This window comes from Acinetobacter terrestris, from assembly GCF_004331155.1.
Lineage (GTDB): Bacteria > Pseudomonadota > Gammaproteobacteria > Pseudomonadales > Moraxellaceae > Acinetobacter > Acinetobacter terrestris.
The window spans coordinates 20,287-40,231 of the sequence record NZ_SJNZ01000014.1 but is presented as its reverse complement, the minus strand read 5'-3'; the positions used below and the strand labels follow the sequence as shown (position 1 = coordinate 40,231).

Below are 19,945 nucleotides of genomic sequence, written 5' to 3'. Positions count from 1 at the left end.
ACGCTCCGAGGGACAATTCCAAAAGATTTGAGAGGGGCTAAATCACATTACATTCTCTAGATATAAACCATTTATGAGCATTTATTAAAAATACCAGCGATGGATTGTTCTATTTTAGCAATAGCTGTATTCCAGATCAGGTACAGTATTCATTAAAATAATGAAATGAATAAAAATTTAAAAGCCTTGATGCACTTCTCAGTTTTGTGTTTGATCTTATGGACTCAAGTAAGGTGATAATGACTACTTCAGCTATTCAATCTATATTTAAATAGCCTAAGTATTGATCAAATTTATTTGCACGAATTAAAAATTCCGTTTAACACTGACCGTTAATCCAAAAGCATTGAACAGCTTCAAAATAGACTGCAGGGTAGGGTTTCCATCTTCCTGTTCTAATTTCTGTAAGGTTTGGGGTGCGATCTTGGTAATCTTCGCCATCTCTTGCAAGGTTAGACGTAGCTCGGTACGCAAAAACTTAGCCACCTGATGGATTTCCCATTCCGGGTGCTGCTCGATGATGTCCAAAACCTGTTGGCGTTTTTGGATCTGTTCAATTGGGCTTAAAGCCTTAAATCGTTTATCCATCTTAGAGCTCGTTTAACTGCTGACAAATATTGCTGATGCGTACCGTACTATTTTCAATAATTTCAGAATCCATATGAATGGCGTACATATAGGAAAGCAGGCTTTCATAGATGGGGATTTGTTGCTTGAGTACTTGACGCAATGTCTCTGTAGAAACTGAACTTAGCTCAGCAATTTGTTCAATTACCGATGCCCATAGAGGGGAGCCGCCTTGATCATCACGTTGCCAGCGTGTGGTACGTGCGATACCATCGGGATGTAGCCACATTGGGGCAAAATCAAATACCGGAGTCAATTGAACAAGACCGTGTTCCGTCCTTTGAATAGCGGTATTGCGTGTGTGGTTATCTTTATTGCCTAAGGCGACATTGGCGAGATCACGCTTCAAGTATTCAATGATTTCAGTTTCTGGATGAGTGCAGCTGCTTGCCAACAATTGACAAATTTCATTATGGGTCAGTTTGACCCCAAATCCTGCACGGTTACTCAAAGAGGCAATACTCTCCTGAGCTATCCGTTCAACCTGACCCTCTTTAATCCGGCGGTCAAAACGGGGGATAAATAGGGTGCGCTCATGCAATTCAATATCCTGGTAAACGCGTAATCCTAAATGCTGGGCCACCTGCATATACAACGCTTCTTGAGATAGAATTTTTTCTAGGCGTTGATCACTTCCTCGACTGAATTTGACCAGCCAATGCTTCATCGCCTGATCATCCGGCAGAGTATGGTCTAAATAAAACAGCCCATCCTGTGCTTGGGTCAGCAAAAGTTTAGGCCATTCACCCTGGATACCAGAAGAACCTGCCACAAACAGTCCATAAGCAGCTAAGGATTCAATAAAGGTCTCTCTACGCTGAATAATTTCTTCTAAACTAAAGCCTTGTGTAGGCGTTACCGGGAATTTTGTGTAGAGCCATTCATGCGCCTCTTTAATCCGCAGATGACCAATTGGATTTCCTGCCCCTGCTTTAAGCAATGCCCAATCTGCATGTTGCTGGGCATTTTCAGAAAAGTTCAATTCTTTCAGTAATTCTTTACGTCCATAACCTTGGGGCAATAAATCTATAAGAAAAGCGGGCCATGTAGGGGTCTGTACAGACTGGACATTCACCGGAAGGTTGAAAGACAGGGCATGGATGTCTCTTGCGTCCATAGATGAAATGGCATATTCAAATAAATAAGATGTACGAGTCGGGGCCTCCCAACCTAAGGTGGTGACATCTAATAATTCAACCAGGGCGCAGTCGATCCACTGTTGATTTTTAAAAATCTGTATCGTGCAAAATTCATTCATTTTTTTATTATAATAGATAAATATGAGGATTTAAAGGTTTAATATTTTATTATAATAAAATATTAGCAATTATAGATATCTAGCTTAATCGCTATTGGTCAGAGCCTCAGAGGTCTTAAATTCGTGGATACATAAGTAAAAAGCATACGAAATTTATCTTGGTATAAATAACAATTTAAGCTTTATATAGACCATTGCTGCATTGGAGGATCAATCTCTAGTAAGAGAATCATTTAGCTTGAGTTGGAGAGGAATCAAAATAATTTCAAATGAATCACTCTATAAAAAGAAATAGTATCTTGGATCTTGTGAAGTGGATTGCGACCATTAGCATGGTTCTAGATCACCTCTGGGTACTTTTTTCAGAATATACTTTTGTGCTGAGAGGTATTGGTAGATGGGCTTTTCCAATGTTTGCGCTTATGATCGCCTACAATACCCATAATGCTGTACAAAATAACAAGACAAAGACTTTAGATGATTATTTAAAAAATTTGATTTTATTTAGTTTTATTTCTGAAATTCCTTATCAACTGTATAACCGGTCTGATTTTACAACATTTAATATTATGCCTACTTTACTGTTGGGATTTGTATTTATCCTATTAGCAGAATCAAAACGCATCTCTGCAAAAGTGAGCTTAATCTTGTTGACGACTTTGACGGTCTTTTTTTCTAAGTTTTTTATGTACGGTACATTTGGTGTTTTGTTAATCATTCTATTTTATTGCATCTTTAGAATACAAATCACCGCCCTTCAAAAAATTCTTATTTTCAGTAGTGGTGTATGTGCGGTAATTGCTAACCTTGAATCGTGGTTCGAAGTTCGAGGATTTACACAAGAAAATACTTATTTAACAGTGTTTAACTTCGCTTTGAACAGTTTTATTGCTTCGGTACTCATGTCATTTCTTTTATTAAAATCTCCTCTAATTCAGTTGAATTTTAAAGTCCCACCCATCGGCAAATCGGCATACTGGTTTTATCCCGTTCATTTATTGGTAATTAGTTATTTTATCTAACTAAAAGGTTCACTGGAAGTGAATAGCCATAGAGTCTTCAATAATTTTCATTTTTTACTGAATACCTTTTTATAATGTCTAGGAAAAAATAGTAGACAGATAAAATGCCTAAACTTTATAAATTAAAAGAGCTAAGGTCTAAAAGAAGTGGTGGCACAGAAATTATCGTAGAGTGTATCTATGAAAGAGTTCTAAATGAAACAAGTAACAACAAAACATCAATATCCTTACCTAAGATTGCACCTACAGATAAAGTAGTTGATTTAAGTGGTGACGAGACATTTACTCATCTTTGAACCGTACCGGGTTTGTCGGAGACTTTTTATTTAAGTTAGGCCACCTGACCTAACGGATTAATTTTATCATAGTACATTGCTTCAAAATCAAAAGGTGACACATAACCTAGTGCACTATGTACACGCTCTTTATTGAACCAATCTACCCAGTTTAGTGTCGCAAGTTGTACATCCGCTAAACCTTGCCAATCTGCTTTTAAATATTTAATCACCTCTGTTTTGTATAAGCCATTCACTGTTTCAGCCAAAGCATTATCGTATGAATCACCAGTCGTACCGACTGATGCTCGTAAATTTGCTGCTTCTAAACGATTGGTATAGCGAATGGAAAGATACTGTACGCCTCTGTCACTATGGTGAATCACGTTCTTTGGCATGTCTCGAGCATGTAAAGCTTGCTCAAGTGCATCGAGTACCATATCTGTATTCATCCGTGTAGATACTTTCCATCCAACAATTGCTCGTGAGAACACATCAATAATAAAGGCGGTATATACCCAGCCTGAATTTGTTTGAATATACGTAAAGTCTGCGACCCATAGCTGGTCAGGCTGATCTGCACTAAAATCCCGTTTCACTAAATCATCTGCTCTTTTTTGATCATCTCGGCTACGGGTGGTTTGTTTATTCTTACCACGCCAAACACCTTGTATACCTAGCTTTTTCATCAATCGAGCAACTGTACAGCGCGCAATAATATAGCCTTCACGTTTCAACTTTTGCCAGACTTTACGTACACCATATCGACCTGAACTTTCTTTCCAAATTCGTTTGATTTGCTCAGCATGATGCACATCATGTAGATCTCGTTTCGCTCGATGTTCTGGATTTTCACAGAGATCTAAAGTCCGGTAATAGGTTGAAGGTGCGATAGGTAAAATTCTACAAATCGCCTCGACTCCGTACAGCTCTTTATTATGATGGATAAAATCCACCATTATTTGTGTGGGCGGTCGAGCTCCGCCTGGGCGAAAAAAGCAGCTGCTTTACGTAGAATTTCGTTAGCACGTTGCAGTTCTTTATTTTCACGTTCGAGTTGTTTAATCCGTTCTTGATCTGAAAGTTGCTGTACTTTAACTGGATTTTGTTGATCGAGATGTTTTAAATACCAAACACGTAGTGTTTCAGGAGTACAACCTATCTTGGGTGCAATTGCTGTGATTGCAGCCCAATTCGATGGATAATCTTTTTCGGATTCAATCACAAGTTGAACCGCTCTATCTCTGATTTCAGGGGTATATTTTACTTTTTTCATCGGGGCATTCTCTCAGGAAAGTTGGTCTCCGACAAACCCGGTACGGTTCAAGTTCGGTAGAACCGGTTTCCTGGAAGGACTTAAGCATGTGCTGGAATTAAGTCAATTGCCTCCTGAACTACTCAAAATTGAAATCACGGAAGGAGTAATTATTACAGGGGCAGAGAGAACAGTAGAAATTTTGAAATCGGTACGTGCTTTAGGGGTACAAGTATCAATTGATGACTTTGGTACCGGTTATTCGAGCCTCAGTTATTTACGTCGCTTACCCATCAGTCAAATCAAGTTAGACCGGAGTTTTATTGAAGAACTTACCATCAATAATCAGGATGCGGCCATTGTTCAATCGATTATCCATCTGGCGCATCAGCTTAATTTGGAAGTGGTGGCTGAGGGTGTCGAAACATTAAAACAGGCCAGCCTGCTTTATCAGCAAGGTTGTGATCTGCTGCAAGGCTATTTTTATGCAAAACCGGCCCCGATCACTGACTTAAAACTGATCTATACTGCATTAGAAAATTAGAAAATTAGAAAATTCTGTAATAGGGAAAGTACGGGGCAAAATTATGATTATAGGATGCTATAGCTTTAAAAAAACCGCTAAGGTTTATAAATTAGCTTGAGACCAGCCCCTTGACTCTTGGAGTTAGATGTCATCATCACCCTCATTATTATTTATTGTTTTGGGGTAGGGATTAGTTCTCCGGCAGATTTGACACGGACGCTCAATATACATTCTCCCATTGCCGGTTTAGCATCGGGAACATATGGTTTTTTCAAATGGTCATTGGCACTATATGCTCCTCATTCAGTGATCTGGGAAATAATCCTAATTTTTCAGTCGCTTATGTCTTATTGGCTGCCTGTATTATTGCGCAAGTTTGCTTTAACGTTGCTCAAAGAATAAAAGAATAAAATACAGTCAAATGAGTTAAAAACTTGCAATTTATCTTTTATTTAAGATTAGGGGGCTTATGCAAAATATATTTAAAAATTATTCAAATTATCTTTGAAACAAGTCAGTTTTGTATTCTGGAATTTTTTGCCATCAATATTGATCATTTTTTAATCAAATTTAAAATTTTATCAATATTTCTGGACCTTTCAAGGCAAAAATTATCCCCAATTTCTGGGGATAAACCTGGGACAATTTTTAGCCAACCTTGTGCGCATTTATTGAGATCAATTCCAAACCTTTGCATCTAGGCGATCTAGGCTTATTTTTTATGATGGAAATATAGAGAACAGGAAATTGCATAAGATACCCTTCACCCTGAGGCTGACCATAATAAAATGACGAAGTTTATCTTTTACATATTGCACGCATGACTTCAATAGCTTTCATTGTGGCATAAGAAATCTGTATAGACTTGAATCTTAACATGGTCCTGAGGATCGGCTTTAGCTTGCCATGAAAAATGCAGGAGATTTCAGGAAACTGGTGTTATCCGGGCGTCAGATGGACTTTATTATGGAAGTGTTAAGCCGCAGTTAAATCAGGTTTTTAGTTATCAAGTTTATGACGGCTATCTAGATGACCTGTATAACCATTTCTATTTAAGAATGGAATACAACCTTTTAAAGTCAGCTGAATATCAGAATTTTGTCCGCTTAAAATATTTCAATTCATAATATGAAATATAAGTTCGATGCTGTTGTTCCGGGTCTCGATATTGGTTACCGCTATATTTAGGGTAAAACTTTAAAACAGCAGGCAAAAAAACCGTGGAATGGGGCGGAATATGGTCTTAAATTACACTGTTCAGCAACAACCGCTGAAAGGTTCAGGCCTTCAGCTACTCTATATTAATTATGATGCTGAAATTGGTAAGGATTATGATGAAGTCCAATTTTTGATCGTTGAATTGATTAGCAAAGCTATTAAAATTTTTCTCCGAAAATTTACTTATAACCTAGTGAAGCATGGCTACAAGATTCAGATTCCAAATATAAGAATGAAATAAATCTATATAAGCCCGCCACCATACTATTTTCAAGGTTACTAAAGTGGTTACTAAAATCTTTTATTGTTAAATAATTTCATTAAATAACAATATATTATATTTTTATGTGATGCGTATCATACGCATCACATAAAATTTGGTTTATTTTGATATAATAAAAGTATTCAGTGTCATTAGTGGTTTCATTCAATTTCATGAGTCTTACAGAATTTAAGGTTCGCCAAGCTAAACCCAAGGATAAAATCTACTTTTTAGCAGATGATGAAGGCTTAAGTCTGAAAATTGAACCCAATGGACGCAAGTCATGGAGCTACCGATATTCCCTAGAAGGGGGAGCTAAGCGACCGCGAGTAAAATTGGGTGTCTACCCCTCAATGCTGTTAAAAGATGCCAGGTCTGCACGAGATGAATATAAATTAAATAATTATTCGTTTAACGGTAGCATTAATAAAAAAATAAAATCTTTCAAAGATATTTGTGAGGAATGGTTAGAATTTAAAACAAGAAATTCTTTTAGTGATGAGCCACGTTGTGGTGTTATTCAATTAGCAAAAAAATGTTTATATAAAGATATATATCCAGAGTTAAGTGATATCGCATTTGAAGATGTGAAACGATATGATTTAGTGGCAGTGATTAAAAAAATTGAATCCAGAGAAGTAAAAGAACCCGTTAAAAAAGCTTATAGCTATTTAAATCAAATTTACGATTATGCTGTTGCAATGGGGTATTGTGAATATAATATTGCTCTTGGTTTAAATAAAATATTGGTTAATAATAAAATTAAGAAAAATTATCCTTATTTAAAACAGAAAGAGATATCAGGTTTTATAATGAGATTGAACGAAGTTAATACGCATCCTATTATTAAAAAGGCATTGTGGTTTAAGCTTTACACTGGAGTAAGGGGAGCTGAACTATTGTTAAGTGAACCTCATCATTTTGATTTGGAAAATAAAGTTTGGAAAATACCCGCTTTACATATCAAACAGTTCAGACGTAAAGTTATTTTAGGTCATGATATTCCTGAATTTTTAGTTCCTTTATCGGATCAAGCCATTCTTATTATAAAATCAGCACTAGAGTGGTCCCATGGTGAAAAATACGTGTTTTTTAGTCCCCGTATTAAAAATAAACCTCTCCATTTTAATACACTTAATACAATAGTTCGTAAAATGGGTTATGGTAAAAATGATTTGTCATCTCATGGTTTACGTTCTACTTTTAGTACCATATTAAATGAGTCTGGGTTATTTCAGCAAAATTGGATTGAATCCCAATTATCTCATACAGATAAAAATAAAACGAGGGCAAGTTATAATCATGCCGAGTATTTGAATCAGCGTATTGAAATGATGCAGTGGTGGGGTAATTATATTGAAAGTTATAATAGGGGGTTAGAATAATTTTAGAACACTCAGTATTTTTTTTGATTTTTTCATATCTTTTAAATTAAAGTGAATATAGCCCAAAGAATTTTATCAAGAAAATTTTCTAGGATTAGGGTGTTAGTCTCTTGGTTAATGGGTAAATAACAAAGCATAAATTGGAGGTGATTAAATATTTGAAATCTGATTGGAGTGGTTTAGCTGATGTTGAACGGGCTACTTTGAATTGGGTGGATTGGTTTAACAAAAAGCGACTGCATAGTGCAATTGGATATGTTTTACCACTTCAGTTTGAAGCAATGTATTATGAAAAGATGCAACCTTCAGATCAGGCTGCCTAACTTAAATAAACTGTCTCCGACAAATCCGGTACGGTTCAGATGCTAAAATGCCAGTCAATTGGACTGGCGTTCTTCAATTCAAGGCAGATAATCTATTCACTGAAAAATATTATATTGCTATAAGGTCTTCCATTCTTTTCTAGCGTCTTCTGCTGTTTTGTTCAACATCACATTTTCATCTTTGATTTCACTTACCCAACTTAAGGGGATAAGATGATGTTCATTATTTTCATCATCACTTCTGGTCAACTTAATTGAGTCTTGGCCTTCTAAATGGTCTACTTTTCCTATTTCCGTACCACATGAACAAATTACTGAAGCATGTTCTTTGATATCAGTTGGATTGAAATTATTCATTATAATTGCCTATTTATAGAAGCTGAGATAGACAGTCTATACAATAAAAAATTGAGTATGTGTAAGGGTTATCAGGGTTTGAGTTTTTCTAAGTTAAAAATGTAAGTGTGAAAGAGAAATGAATATTTGATAGAAAATTACAAACTTCTATATGTGGGCTACACCTGAATAGCATTGAATAAGAAAAATCCAGAGCAGCCCAAAAAAAATCACAAATTATTCATGTTCCTTTTCATACGATGGCATCAGTCAGTCAGTTTGATCTGATCAGGAAATATAGATAGATATTCGTTTGAACTTAATCAATCAACTTTCTATATTTTTAAACAACTTAAAGGAAGAAGGGGGGATGTTGTGCATAGTGTAATTGAATATATGGGAGCGGATCTGTCACGGATTATTGAAATGGCTTGGGAGGATAGAACACCTTTTGAAGCAATTCAGCGTGAGTTTGGTTTGGATGAATCTGCAGTGATTCGCTTAATGCGTCAGAATATGAAACCAAGTAGTTTTAAATTATGGCGTGAGCGAGTGACAGGGCGTAAAACTAAACATTTGCAACTGCGTTCACCGGATGTCATTCGGGCCTATTGTTCGCGGCAGTACAAACGTTTCTAGCAACGTTACTCTATGATCGGCGCTGTTTGGATTGACGTTTGCATCTTTCAGAACAATAGCGGACCTCATCCCAGCAGCGTTGTCATTTCTTATGCCAGCTAAAGTGACGCAGGCAGTGAAAACAGGTTTTTTCCGGTGAATGTTATTTCTTCATGCTGCTATAACTCATTAACCTGACTGAGTAACTGTTGGGCATGCGTAATGATCTAATCTTTGTCCTGCAGCTTATCTAGCTGTCGATAAGTCATGCCCATGCGTGGATTGGCGCAGAAGACTCCCTCATCCCTGATCATGAAATATTAAGCTAAGTTTTAAAGGTTTCCCATGTGTCGATGGACTACTGATGCAGAAGAATCCTCAGCAAGCCAGATAAATAGGGGCAAGGCTTTTAACAATAAATGGCTCAAGCCGCCTAGTTACTCTCCTGAATTTTTCCAGGTTATCTGTTTCATAAGAGATGTGAAAATTATGTGATTTTAATCAAAAAGATACAAATTATTATAGTTGTAATTCAGACCGGTTACGCCTAGTATTTTCCATGAAGTTATTCCATGTAAGCTTCCTTAGTTTTGTCCCATACGTCCCCTGTATGGGATTTTTTTTTAATCCAGGGATCTGAATCAGCATGCACTCAAAAGCTTATATTTTTAGACAGCAGCAACTGCTGGTTGACGACGATTTTCAGTTGCCTCAGGTGGAAAAGCTTCAGCATGACCTGAACTTGTCTGAAGATGGTGAAATCATTGCTCGGGATCTGCAGGATGATAAGGCTGTACCTGAAGGCTATCAGCTCGTTCCGATCCGGCAGCTGGTGCAGGTGTGGAGTAGACAGCAGTTCGAGCAGGCAAGCCGCGCGGTTCAGTTACTGGAATGGCGTCGTAATCATCAATTCTGCAGTCATTGTGGCCATCAGACGCAGCAGCATGTTAGCCAGTATACGATGATCTGTCTTGCCTGTGGATATAATCAGTATCCAAGAGTCAATCCATGTGTCATTACCATCATTAGCCGCGGGACAGATGAAATTTTACTGGCGAAAAATGCCCGCAATAAAACCCAGATGTACAGTTTAATTGCCGGGTTTGTGGAGGTAGGTGAAACACTTGAAGAAGCTGTACGTCGTGAAACTCTGGAAGAAGTGGGGCTTCAGGTCAAAAATATTCAATATCTAGCAAGTCAGCCATGGCCTTTTCCGAGTAATCTGATGATGGCATTTAAGGCGGAATATCATGCCGGCGATATTCAAATACAGGAGAATGAACTGAGTGATGCTCAGTTTTTCAAGTTTGATCAGTTACCAGAGATTCCATTTCAGGGCAGCATCGCTCATGCCATGATCATGCATGTGATGAATGGAACGCCTGTGGCAGATGATACCAAAGAATGGCTTTGAAATAATGTTGAATTACTTTTTCTGCGTTCGTCCGCTTGAGATCTTTTTGAGAAAAATATCATTTTTTTCAATTATTCTTTAAGTATTCTTATTTTGGTTATATCGCTTCACAAAAAATTCACTATGAAAGAACTATTATTATAATTGAAATTTAATCTCTAAAGATATTTTCAGTCACCCTTATCCGGACTAATTGCGGAGATACTTACTACATTAGATGTAGTAAGTATTTTTTATTTGATACCTGTTTTAATGATTTATATTAATGTATTTTAATTTAAATCAGATATCAGCTTAATTGTTTTGTTTTTTAGTTTTATAAAGCAAGTATTTGGTTTTTATTATATTTAGTTTTGGTGAGTTTGCTGGTTAATTATTTTCTATTTTTTTGTTTTTTTTTGAATAGAGAATATTATAATTTTATTGGCTTTTAAAATATAAATGGATGAATCTGTGGCTATAGAATTCGTGGCTAAATCTAAATTACCGACTGCTTTTGGCGATTTCGAAATTATTGTATTTCAAGATCCAGATACAGGTGAAGAACATCTTGCTCTTTCTCAAGGGTTGGATGCTGCTTCAACGAAACCAATATTAGTCCGAATACATTCTGAATGCTTAACTGGCGATGCTTTCGGTTCATTAAAATGTGATTGTGGTCCACAATTACATTCCACAATGAAAATGATTAGTGATAAAGGTCAGGGAGTTATTTTATATTTACGTCAAGAAGGTCGTGGTATAGGTTTGACGAATAAAATTCGTGCCTATGCGCTCCAAGATCAAGGACATGATACCATCGATGCAAATTTGCTTTTAAACTTACCGGCAGATGCACGTCACTATGACATGTGTACGATTATGCTTGATTATTTAAAGATTAAAGAAGTGAGACTAATTACTAATAATCCGCTTAAAATTAATGCCTTAAAAGATTTAGGTGTAAATGTGGTTGATCGTATTGCTATAACAGTAGGTTTAAATATATTTAATCAAGGTTATTTACAAACTAAACAAGAACGCATGTCACATATGTATGAACAATGTGACTTTTAGTAGATGTAAATTTCATTAATTTCTTAAATTAATATATTGGATTAAAAATGCTAAATAAAATTCTATTAATATCATTTTGTCTTATTCCATTAAATGCAATTGCAGATGAAAATCAGCCTGCCATCAAAAGATCAACAGGCTTTAGCACAGGCTTAGGTATTGTGGGAAGCACAGGTCTATATATTGGCGAAGATACAAACCTTACGCCAGTTCCCCTATTATCTTATGAAGGAGATCGCTTCTTTTTACGTGGGCTCTATGGGGGCATGAAACTCTATAAAAATGAGTTATTCACCTTGAATGGCATCGTGAACCTCAATATGAATAAACTTGATGTTGATGACTTAAATGAATCGAAGTTGGCTCAAAAAAATTTAAGTAGAGTACAATTAGAAGATCGTGATATCAGTGCTGATGTTGGTTTAGAAGCGATAGTGAAAGTACCCTATGGCATTATTTCTGTGCAAGCAGTCAATGATATTGGCAACGCCAGTGATGCGGCAGAAGTAAAAGCTAATTATCAGTATTTTTGGCGCTTAAATAATCAATGGACTCTTATGCCAAATGTGGGAGTAGAATGGTTGTCAGATAGCCGAGCCAATTATTATTACGGCACACTAGATAGCGAAGTCGCTAAGGGCGTAGAAAAATATAGACCTAATAACCTCATTATTCCGTATCTTTCCTTAGGGGCAAGTTACTCATTGAATCCAAAAATAAGAGTAACTTCGGCCGTAACCCATAAATTTCTACCCGATAAAATAGTAGATAGTCCCTTAATTGATAAAGATTCAATGACCAACTTCTTTATGGGAATTACCTATAAATTCTAAGTTTATCTAAACTTAACGTAATACAGCTGATACCAAGTCAAAATGTAAGCCCCAAATAGAAATGTCCGGTTTCTCCAAAGTAAAAATGTCCGCTTTTAGAATACTCAATTAGAGATTTTCTTAGCGGGCGGTTTAATCTATTCAGCTCTATGTCAAATAAACGATTATCAGTCTTGCCAGAAGTCGGTGATCGACGCATAACTCAATCCCAGGCTACTCAGCTACTGCATTTCAGAACGCCAAGTCAGACGTTTAAGGCAAATATATAATACTCAAGTGGCTGGATTAGCCCATGCTGGTCGTGGCCAAACCAGCAACTCCCAACTTCCTGAAGAACTCAGACTCAAGTGCTTCAATATTGGCGCTGATCAATTCCATGGTTTCGGATCCACCTTAGTGCATGGAAAGTTCACTACCATTCCTAACGTCAATATCTCAATAAAAACAAATTATTATTTGTCTAATCTTTAACTTCGCTCTTTAACCAATTAACAATATTCATAACCTCACTGTGAGAACTATTTCTTCTTGTTATCGCATAAAAGTTATAGTCACAATATATAAAACCAAAAGGAGCTATGACCCTTCCATTCAATATTTCTTTTTCTACTAAAATTTGAGGTGCTATGGCAATACCTAACCCGGAAACAGCGGCTTCTATCATTAAATTTAGACTATCAAAATAACGTTCACTAGATTTAGGGATAGAATTAAGCCCTGATCTATCCAACCATATATGCCATGCGTTTTTATTGGAATGGGTATGAAGGAGTGGATAATTCAAAATATCATTTACCGTATTTAAATCATATGTTTTACCATTACAAATAGGTCCCATGTTATCAGGAAATAACATGTATTTCTCCAGAGACTCCGGAAGCGTTTGACCTAGATTCAAACTATTGATAAAAATATCAATTTTTTCTTTTTCCAGTAACTTTAAATCATTGCATGTCATTAATTTAACATGGATATTCGGATAAATTATTTCGAGTTTTTCTAATCGTGGAATTAGCCAATTAGCCATAAAACTATGAGATGCTCCAATAACAATTTCAACTTCAGCAGCTTTATTTGTTAATTCAAAGACACATTTTTCTAGACCGTTAAAAAAGTGAGTACAAAGGCGGAATAAATCTTCTGCATCTCTTGTTAAAGAAATAGTTGATGAATGGCGAATAAACAATTTTTTCTCAAGCCATTCTTCCAACTGTTTTATTTGATGGCTAACAGCACTATGGGTTACGCATAGTTCTTCTGCAGCTAAGCTGAAACTTCTATTTCTAGCCACCGCTTCAAATGCTTTCAAAGCATTTAACGGTGGTAACTTTCTACCTTTCATGGTGTGAATTTTTCTAACATCATGATCTAAAAATATATCAATTATATAAAAAATGGAAATCTTTTAAGATTAAGAAAATTTTGATTCTTCAAGTGATATGAAATGACAATACTTTATACAGGTAATGGTCCTGATAAATCAGGCTTTTTTGGAAGATTTGGCGGGTGCTACATGCCTGAAAGTCTTATGCCTGCACTTCAAGATTTAGAGCGGGAATTTAATATTATTCGAAATAAAGCCGAGTTTTGGACTGAATATCGACACATTTTAACCGATTTTGTTGGTCGACCTAGCCCTCTTTTTTATGCAAAAAATCTAACAATGTATGCTGGAGGAGCCAAAATATATCTTAAAAGAGAAGATCTGAACCATACAGGTGCCCATAAGATTAATAATTGTGTTGGACAAATCTTGTTGGCTAAATTAATGGGTAAAACAAGAATTATTGCAGAAACAGGTGCTGGACAACATGGTGTTGCAACAGCAACAGTATGTGCTCTCTTCAAGCTTAAATGCACCATTTACATGGGTGAAACGGATGTTCATCGTCAGCAAATGAATGTTGATCGAATGAAATTACTAGGCGCCGAAGTTAAGAGCGTTCAGAAAGGTCGTGGAACCCTAAAAGATGCTATGAATGAGGCATTACGTGACTGGATCAGTAATGTAGACACGACCTATTATCTCTTAGGAACCGGTGCAGGCCCTCATCCCTATCCAACCATAGTGAGAGAGTTTCAGAAAATTATTGGCATAGAAGCTAAAAATCAAATACTGCTGAAAGAAAATAAACTACCTGATGCTTTAGTTGCCTGTGTGGGTGGCGGATCCAACGCACTGGGACTAATGCACCCATTTCTACAAGATACGAATATCAAAATGTTTGGGGTTGAGGCTGGTGGAAAAGGAACAAACAGCGGTGAGCACGCTGCATCTATTTCAAAAGGTAAAGTTGGCGTCCTGCATGGTAATTTGACTTACTTATTACAAGATTTAGATGGACAGATTCTAGACGGACATTCGATATCGGCAGGATTAGATTATCCTGGGGTGGGTCCTGAGCACGGTATCCTGTTTGAAACAGGGCGCGTTACTTATGTAACTGTAAATGATAAGGATGCAGTCAATGCATTTCAGATTTTAAGTCAACAGGAGGGAATTATACCGGCGTTAGAGAGTGCTCATGCTATCGCATATGCAATTAAGCTGGCCAAAGAAATGCAGCCTGAACAGACCATTATTGTCAATTTAAGTGGAAGAGGTGACAAAGATTTAAATACAGTCAAAAAATATCTCGCAGGAGTAACCGAATGAACCGTTTAGACCAAAAATTAAGGGAACTAAAACAGGAAAAGCGAAGCGGTCTGGTGTGTTATTTTACTGCCGGAGATCCTGGTTTCGTAGAAAGCTCTAATTTGTTTAGTCAATTAGGCCAAGCTGGAGCAGATATTATTGAAATTGGCATTCCATTTTCTGATCCTGTTGCAGATGGAGAAATCATTCAAGCTGCCCATATCAGAGCTTTAAGTGCTGGTCAAACAGTGAATAAAACTATCGAATTGGTCAAAGAAATAAGGTTGAAGGATAATAAGACACCAATTGTATTCATGACCTATTTAAATCCCATTCTGCAATACGGTTTTGAAAAACTTGTATGTGAAACAGAAAATCTTATTGAAGGTATCCTTATTCTAGATGCACCGCTTGAATATCAAGATCATTTTAAATTGATATTAAATGCAAAAAATATGCACTTAATATCTATGACGGCTCCAACTACTCCTGTTGAGAGGTTAGAGCAAATCTCAGCAAGTGCGACAGGGTTTTTATATCATGTTGCGGAAAATGGCCTAACCGGAGGAAATTTAAATCTGCCCAATCTTGAAAAAAAGATTGCTGAAATAAAACCAATCTTTAATATTCCTATTGCAATTGGCTTTGGGATCAAAAATGAAAGTCATGTTAAAGCTTTAGCGAATAAAGCAGATCTAATCGTTGTAGGTTCAGCACTTGTTGATACTTTTTTTAAGAAAGGGGTTAATGCTACTTTAGAAAAAGTAAGAGCTTTTTCACAGGTACTTAAACAAACTAAATAATTTTGTATAAAGGGAGAAGAGAATTCTATTCTCCCATTTTTTACTTCTAAGATTAGTCACTTTTTATGGTGTGAGAAGGGTATAAAGGGTGGCGCGATCTGAGAATTGAAGTGGCAGAATTGATGCTGAATGCTAAAGAAGTCTTTGAAATTGCACGCTTAGATTTGCCGCATTTAAATGAGTTATAGGTGTTTTTAGTTATTACACGAATCTAAAAAAGCCCAAATCTCGGGTCTGTTGAGAATTAACCAGATTTAATTCTCAACAGACCCGAGAGAGGAAATATTTAAAGCTTTAAAATTGGAGCTAATAAAGTTTTATTGGCATTCATTGATTATCTTATTCAATCAGTTTTTCAACCTTCATGCTTTCTCGATAATATTTACAGCCTTTGAACAGTAAAAACATTCCAATTACACCTGCGACAGCATTCACAATTGAAATGGAATTTCCCACCATTACGGTGTTTTGGAAATATTTATCAGTAATTAAAGCAACTGCGGTGGTTCCTATCCCAAGGGCAATCATATTTGAGATAAGCAGGAATTTGGCAGAAACCTGTGCACGTAGTTGGTTTGGTGTCAGCATTTGAGTTGCGGCTGCAGATGCCGGAATCGGGAATGTTGAGAAGAACATAGCCACAGATATCAGTGCAAATGATAAATACATGTTGTCGACCTGGGTAAACAATACACTTGGAACGATTAAGGCTGCACAGCCGATTGCACCGGCACGGATAGCAGCATCACTGTATCCACGTTTAGAGAAGAAGTCGATCAACCAGCCACAGAATAAGGCACCAGAGGTATTCGCCACTAAAATGATGCTACCTAAGATATAACCGGTCTGGCTTGCATCAAGGCCGAAGTTACGCATGTAATAAGCAGGTGCCCAGCCCAGAAGTGAATACAACATCATGGTATAAAAAGAAAAACCAATAAAATGACAGAAGAAAGTCTTTTTATGCGTCTTAATAAAGCCAATCGAGTTCTTGAAGGAAGCCTTAATAATCTGACCATCTTGACCAACTTTCATCCCCTTACGAGCAGGTTCACGCACTGTCAGCACCATGAGGAGCGCAAGCAATACACCGGGTAAGCCCACAATCATAAAGGTAAGTTGCCAGGTCTTCACTTCACCAATTACCGGTAAAGCCACGAAACTGATGTCTTTTAGTAGACCAATCACATAGCCGCCAATCAGGAAAGCTAAACCTGAACCAATAAAGGCGCCAATTGCATAAACACCGAGTGCACGGCCTAATTTTTCTTTAGGAAATAAATCAGCGACAATCGAATAAAATGCTGGGGAAAGTGCGGCTTCACCTGCCCCCACACTCAAGCGTGCCAAAAACATTTGTATAAAGTTTTTACTTAAACCACAGGCTGCCGTCGCAAGACTCCAGAACGCAATACCTGTCGCAATAATTTTAATCCGGGACTTTCGATCAGCTAGTGCGGCAATAGGGAGACCCATAATGGCATAAAATAATGAGAAAGCGAGTCCTTGCAATAAGCTGAACTGGGTATCACTCAGCATTAAATCGGCTTTAATCGGCTCAATCATTAACGATAAAATTTGACGGTCTACAAATGACAGAATGTAAGCCAGCATACAGATCACTACCACATACCATTGATAGGTACTACTTTCTTTGGGCGGCTGAGTCTGGTCAGAAACAGGCAATACTGTTTCTACAGAGCTAGGTTCAAAATTTTGATTTTCGGGTTGAAGCGTCCTTTCAATCGTTTCTATTTCCAGCGATTTTTCATTCATCATGCAACATCCTATGTTGATCATTTGATATATTTTGATACTTGTAATATTAATATTGTTTTTATTCTGTATCGTATTATTCAATCTAGAGATTAAATCTATTTGCGTCAATCAATTTCCATAAAAGGATACAAATAAATTTTTAGAATAGAAAAAAGGAATCATAATGATTCCTTTTTTGAGCTTGAATTTTTAGCCACGTTCAACCAGGGTTAAAATATCATATGTTGCGACCAGCTCATTGCGCTGATTTTTGACTTTAATATCCCAGACCACCACACCATGTGGTTTCTGTTCCGGATCGCGCAGTGTTTTAGGGGTTTTCTGCTTACAGGTCAGTTCCACTTGAAGGGTATCACCAATTTTCACAGGTTCCACAAAGCGCAAGTTGTCCATACCATAGTTGGCAATGACCGGACCTGGAGCGGCATCAACGAATAAGCCAGCCGCAGCAGACACGACAAAATAACCATGCGCCACACGCTCACCAAACAGGGATTCTGCCGCAGCAATTTTGTCCATATGCGCATAGAAGAAGTCACCACTCAGACAACCAAAGTTGACCAGATCGGCTTCAGTCACGGTACGTCGAGCGGTCAGCAAGCGTTCACCGATACGCAATTCATCAAATGATTTTTTGAAAGGATGCACTCGATCTTCAAAGACCTGAGCACCAGCCGTCCAGCTGTGTCCCACTTGGGTCATGGCATTAGGTGAGCCTTGAATTGCAGTACGTTGCATATAATGTTTCACCGCACGCAGGCCGCCGAGTTCTTCACCGCCACCAGCACGTCCCGGGCCGCCATGAACCAATAATGGCAATGGAGAACCATGTCCGGTACTTTCTTTGGCACTTTCTGCATCCAGAATATGTACACGACCATGCCATGGCGCAATTTTGCCCAGCAGTTGTTCAATGTTTTCATCCGTATTACGGATGATGGAGGCAACCAAGCTGCCTTCACCGCGTGCCACCAAGTCTGCAAGCTGAGCCAGATTGCGATAGGGCATTAAAGTGACCACAGGACCAAAAGCTTCTACTTGATGAATATTCTGTGCTTGTTCTGGTACTGTGCAGACTAAAACTGTAGGTGGATAGCAGGCAGACTTTTCAGGGTTTTCTACCTGAAGAATAAAGTCTTGGCGTAAGTGGCTACCAAACACAATTTCTGCATCCTGATTCAGCTGCTCAACTTTTGCAGCAACATCGTGTTTCTGTTTGATGCTGGCCAAAGCACCCATACTGACGCCTTCTTGAGCAGGATCACCCACAACGACTTTTTTCAGTTTTTCAATTAGGCGACTCTGTACCGTGTCCAAAAGTTCAGCCGGAATGAACGCACGACGAATTGCGGTACATTTTTGTCCGGCTTTAGAGGTCATTTCACGGAACACTTCACGGACAAATAAATCAATGCTTTCGTCATTGGCTTGTTCAGTCAAAATCGCGCTGTTGACTGAATCTGCCTCCATGGTGAATGGAATAGAGTAGGCATTGAGGTGCGGATGAGAACGGAGTTTTTGTCCTGTTGATGCTGAACCGGTAAAGGTGACCGTATCTTGAGGATTTAAATGATCAAATAAATCATAAATCTGACCGCAAATCAGCTGAAGTGAACCTTCTGGTAAAAAGCCGCTTTCATGAATAGCTTTGACCACGGCGTGGGTCAGCTCGGCACCTTCTGTTGCCGGTTTGACAATACAAGGTACGCCCGCCAGTAACGTGGGCGCTATTTTTTCCAGCATGCCCCAGATTGGAAAGTTAAAGGCATTGATATGCACTGCGACACCGACTTTAGGACTCAGTATATGTTTGGCGCCAAAGTTGCCTTGCTTGGATAGCGGAATCCATGCATCTTCAACCCATGCGGTTTCATCACTCAGTTCGCGGCGCACCAAACTCGAATAGGCATATAAGGTTCCAATCCCACCTTCAATATCAATCCAGGCATCCTTACGGGTACAGCCCGTTGACTTGGCAAGCTGGTAAAACTCTTCTTTACGTTCTAATAAATACTGTGCCACTTGCTTCAGTGCATTGGCACGTTGATGGAAAGTCCAGGTGGCAATGGTTGAGCCTTTCTGTTTGGCATAATTCACCACGGCTTGGGTATCGATGCCCTGACTGCCGACCTGATAAACGGCTTCACCGGTTATGGCATGGTAAACCGTACGTAAACCGGCTTGCGCTGTGTATTCCTGACCATAAACCAATGAAGCTAAGCTTTTGATGACAATAGGATTATGGGTCAATTCAGTATCTTGATAATCCATTGTGCTTGAGCCGCTATCTAACTCTAACATTGTAAAACTCCATTTATGA

General features: G+C 37.9%; 17 protein-coding genes, 5 pseudogenes and 1 other annotated feature. Of the genes and pseudogenes, 13 read left to right on the top strand and 9 right to left on the bottom strand.

Features of this window, described 5'->3' with window-relative positions; genetic code table 11:
- Positions 1-306: 306 nt before the first annotated feature.
- The gene (locus E0H81_RS09395; RefSeq protein WP_131269428.1) at positions 307-588 is read right to left on the bottom strand and encodes a helix-turn-helix domain-containing protein; all 282 of its coding nucleotides are present in this window, start codon (positions 586-588) and stop codon (positions 307-309) included.
- A 1-nt stretch (position 589) separates the two neighbouring features.
- Complete coding sequence (locus E0H81_RS09390; protein ID WP_131318410.1) at positions 590-1,885, bottom strand: type II toxin-antitoxin system HipA family toxin; 1,296 nt, start codon at positions 1,883-1,885, stop codon at positions 590-592.
- Positions 1,886-2,193: 308 nt separating this feature from the next.
- On the opposite strand from E0H81_RS09390, the gene E0H81_RS09385 reads away from it, so the two are divergent.
- Complete coding sequence (locus E0H81_RS09385; protein ID WP_165492613.1) at positions 2,194-2,907, top strand: TraX family protein; 714 nt, start codon at positions 2,194-2,196, stop codon at positions 2,905-2,907.
- A 104-nt stretch (positions 2,908-3,011) separates the two neighbouring features.
- Entirely contained in the window at positions 3,012-3,203 is a 192-nt protein-coding gene (locus E0H81_RS16000; RefSeq protein WP_131318406.1) for a hypothetical protein, read from the top strand.
- Positions 3,204-3,238: 35 nt separating this feature from the next.
- On the opposite strand, the gene E0H81_RS09375 is transcribed toward E0H81_RS16000, so the two are convergent.
- A protein-coding gene (locus E0H81_RS09375) for an IS3 family transposase (RefSeq protein ID WP_131318404.1) occupies positions 3,239-4,458 on the bottom strand; the annotation gives its coding sequence in 2 pieces (ribosomal slippage) (positions 3,239-4,182 and positions 4,182-4,458; 1,221 coding nt in all).
- Positions 4,067-4,183 (bottom strand) — a sequence feature (AL1L pseudoknot). (Overlaps the previous gene by 117 nt.)
- Positions 4,459-4,507: 49 nt before the next feature.
- Here E0H81_RS09375 and E0H81_RS09365 point away from each other — a divergent pair.
- Positions 4,508-4,981, top strand: a pseudogene (locus E0H81_RS09365) (EAL domain-containing protein); the annotation flags it as partial.
- Between the two features lie 783 nt (positions 4,982-5,764).
- Here the strand turns inward: E0H81_RS09365 and E0H81_RS16200 are convergent.
- Positions 5,765-5,872: pseudogene (locus E0H81_RS16200) on the bottom strand (IS6 family transposase); the annotation flags it as partial.
- Between the two features lie 328 nt (positions 5,873-6,200).
- On the opposite strand from E0H81_RS16200, the gene E0H81_RS09360 reads away from it, so the two are divergent.
- The 3 genes and pseudogenes from E0H81_RS09360 to E0H81_RS09350 all read left to right on the top strand — a co-directional run.
- A complete protein-coding gene (locus E0H81_RS09360) occupies positions 6,201-6,422 on the top strand; it encodes a hypothetical protein (RefSeq protein WP_131318402.1) in 222 nt (73 codons plus the stop codon).
- 194 nt (positions 6,423-6,616) lie between these two features.
- Positions 6,617-7,828: a tyrosine-type recombinase/integrase gene (locus E0H81_RS09355; RefSeq protein WP_131269256.1), complete on the top strand. Its 1,212-nt coding sequence runs from the start codon at positions 6,617-6,619 to the stop codon at positions 7,826-7,828.
- A 134-nt stretch (positions 7,829-7,962) separates the two neighbouring features.
- Positions 7,963-8,151 (top strand): annotated as a pseudogene (locus E0H81_RS09350) (integrase core domain-containing protein); the annotation flags it as partial.
- A 117-nt stretch (positions 8,152-8,268) separates the two neighbouring features.
- Here the strand turns inward: E0H81_RS09350 and E0H81_RS09345 are convergent.
- On the bottom strand, positions 8,269-8,508 hold the full coding sequence (locus E0H81_RS09345) for a DUF2171 domain-containing protein (protein ID WP_131269255.1): 240 nt from the start codon (positions 8,506-8,508) through the stop codon (positions 8,269-8,271).
- A 375-nt stretch (positions 8,509-8,883) separates the two neighbouring features.
- Between E0H81_RS09345 and E0H81_RS09340 the strand changes: the two genes are divergently transcribed.
- The gene (locus E0H81_RS09340; RefSeq protein ID WP_131269265.1) at positions 8,884-9,126 is read left to right on the top strand and encodes a TIGR03643 family protein; all 243 of its coding nucleotides are present in this window, start codon (positions 8,884-8,886) and stop codon (positions 9,124-9,126) included.
- A gap of 10 nt (positions 9,127-9,136) precedes the next feature.
- On the opposite strand, the pseudogene E0H81_RS16195 reads toward E0H81_RS09340, so the two are convergent.
- Positions 9,137-9,208: pseudogene (locus tag E0H81_RS16195) on the bottom strand (DUF2256 domain-containing protein); the annotation flags it as partial.
- Between the two features lie 543 nt (positions 9,209-9,751).
- Between E0H81_RS16195 and nudC the strand changes: the two are divergent.
- The 4 genes and pseudogenes from nudC to E0H81_RS16190 form a co-directional block, all read left to right on the top strand.
- Positions 9,752-10,519: an NAD(+) diphosphatase gene (gene nudC, locus E0H81_RS09330; RefSeq protein WP_131318400.1), complete on the top strand. Its 768-nt coding sequence runs from the start codon at positions 9,752-9,754 to the stop codon at positions 10,517-10,519.
- Between the two features lie 453 nt (positions 10,520-10,972).
- Complete coding sequence (gene ribA, locus E0H81_RS09325) at positions 10,973-11,575, top strand: GTP cyclohydrolase II (RefSeq protein ID WP_131318398.1); 603 nt, start codon at positions 10,973-10,975, stop codon at positions 11,573-11,575.
- 47 nt (positions 11,576-11,622) lie between these two features.
- The gene (locus tag E0H81_RS09320; RefSeq protein ID WP_131318396.1) at positions 11,623-12,408 is read left to right on the top strand and encodes a MipA/OmpV family protein; all 786 of its coding nucleotides are present in this window, start codon (positions 11,623-11,625) and stop codon (positions 12,406-12,408) included.
- Between the two features lie 149 nt (positions 12,409-12,557).
- Positions 12,558-12,855 (top strand): annotated as a pseudogene (locus E0H81_RS16190) (ISNCY family transposase); the annotation flags it as partial.
- 13 nt (positions 12,856-12,868) lie between these two features.
- Here the strand turns inward: E0H81_RS16190 and E0H81_RS09315 are convergent.
- Complete coding sequence (locus E0H81_RS09315) at positions 12,869-13,750, bottom strand: LysR family transcriptional regulator (protein ID WP_067723115.1); 882 nt, start codon at positions 13,748-13,750, stop codon at positions 12,869-12,871.
- A 102-nt stretch (positions 13,751-13,852) separates the two neighbouring features.
- On the opposite strand from E0H81_RS09315, the gene trpB reads away from it, so the two are divergent.
- Positions 13,853-15,064, top strand: a complete 1,212-nt coding sequence (gene trpB, locus E0H81_RS09310; protein ID WP_131318394.1) for a tryptophan synthase subunit beta — start codon at positions 13,853-13,855, stop codon at positions 15,062-15,064.
- Positions 15,061-15,846 carry a tryptophan synthase subunit alpha gene (gene trpA / locus E0H81_RS09305; protein ID WP_131318392.1) on the top strand — a complete coding sequence of 262 codons (786 nt, stop codon included), beginning with the start codon at positions 15,061-15,063 and terminating at the stop codon, positions 15,844-15,846. The genes trpB and trpA overlap by 4 nt, the downstream gene beginning before the upstream one ends.
- A 339-nt stretch (positions 15,847-16,185) precedes the next feature.
- On the opposite strand, the gene E0H81_RS09300 is transcribed toward trpA, so the two are convergent.
- The gene (locus tag E0H81_RS09300) at positions 16,186-17,625 is read right to left on the bottom strand and encodes a spinster family MFS transporter (RefSeq protein WP_131318390.1); all 1,440 of its coding nucleotides are present in this window, start codon (positions 17,623-17,625) and stop codon (positions 16,186-16,188) included.
- A 189-nt stretch (positions 17,626-17,814) separates the two neighbouring features.
- Positions 17,815-19,926 (bottom strand): phenylacetic acid degradation bifunctional protein PaaZ, encoded by a 2,112-nt coding sequence (gene paaZ / locus E0H81_RS09295; RefSeq protein ID WP_131318388.1) that lies wholly within the window; start codon positions 19,924-19,926, stop codon positions 17,815-17,817.
- Between the last annotated feature and the right edge of the window lie 19 nt (positions 19,927-19,945).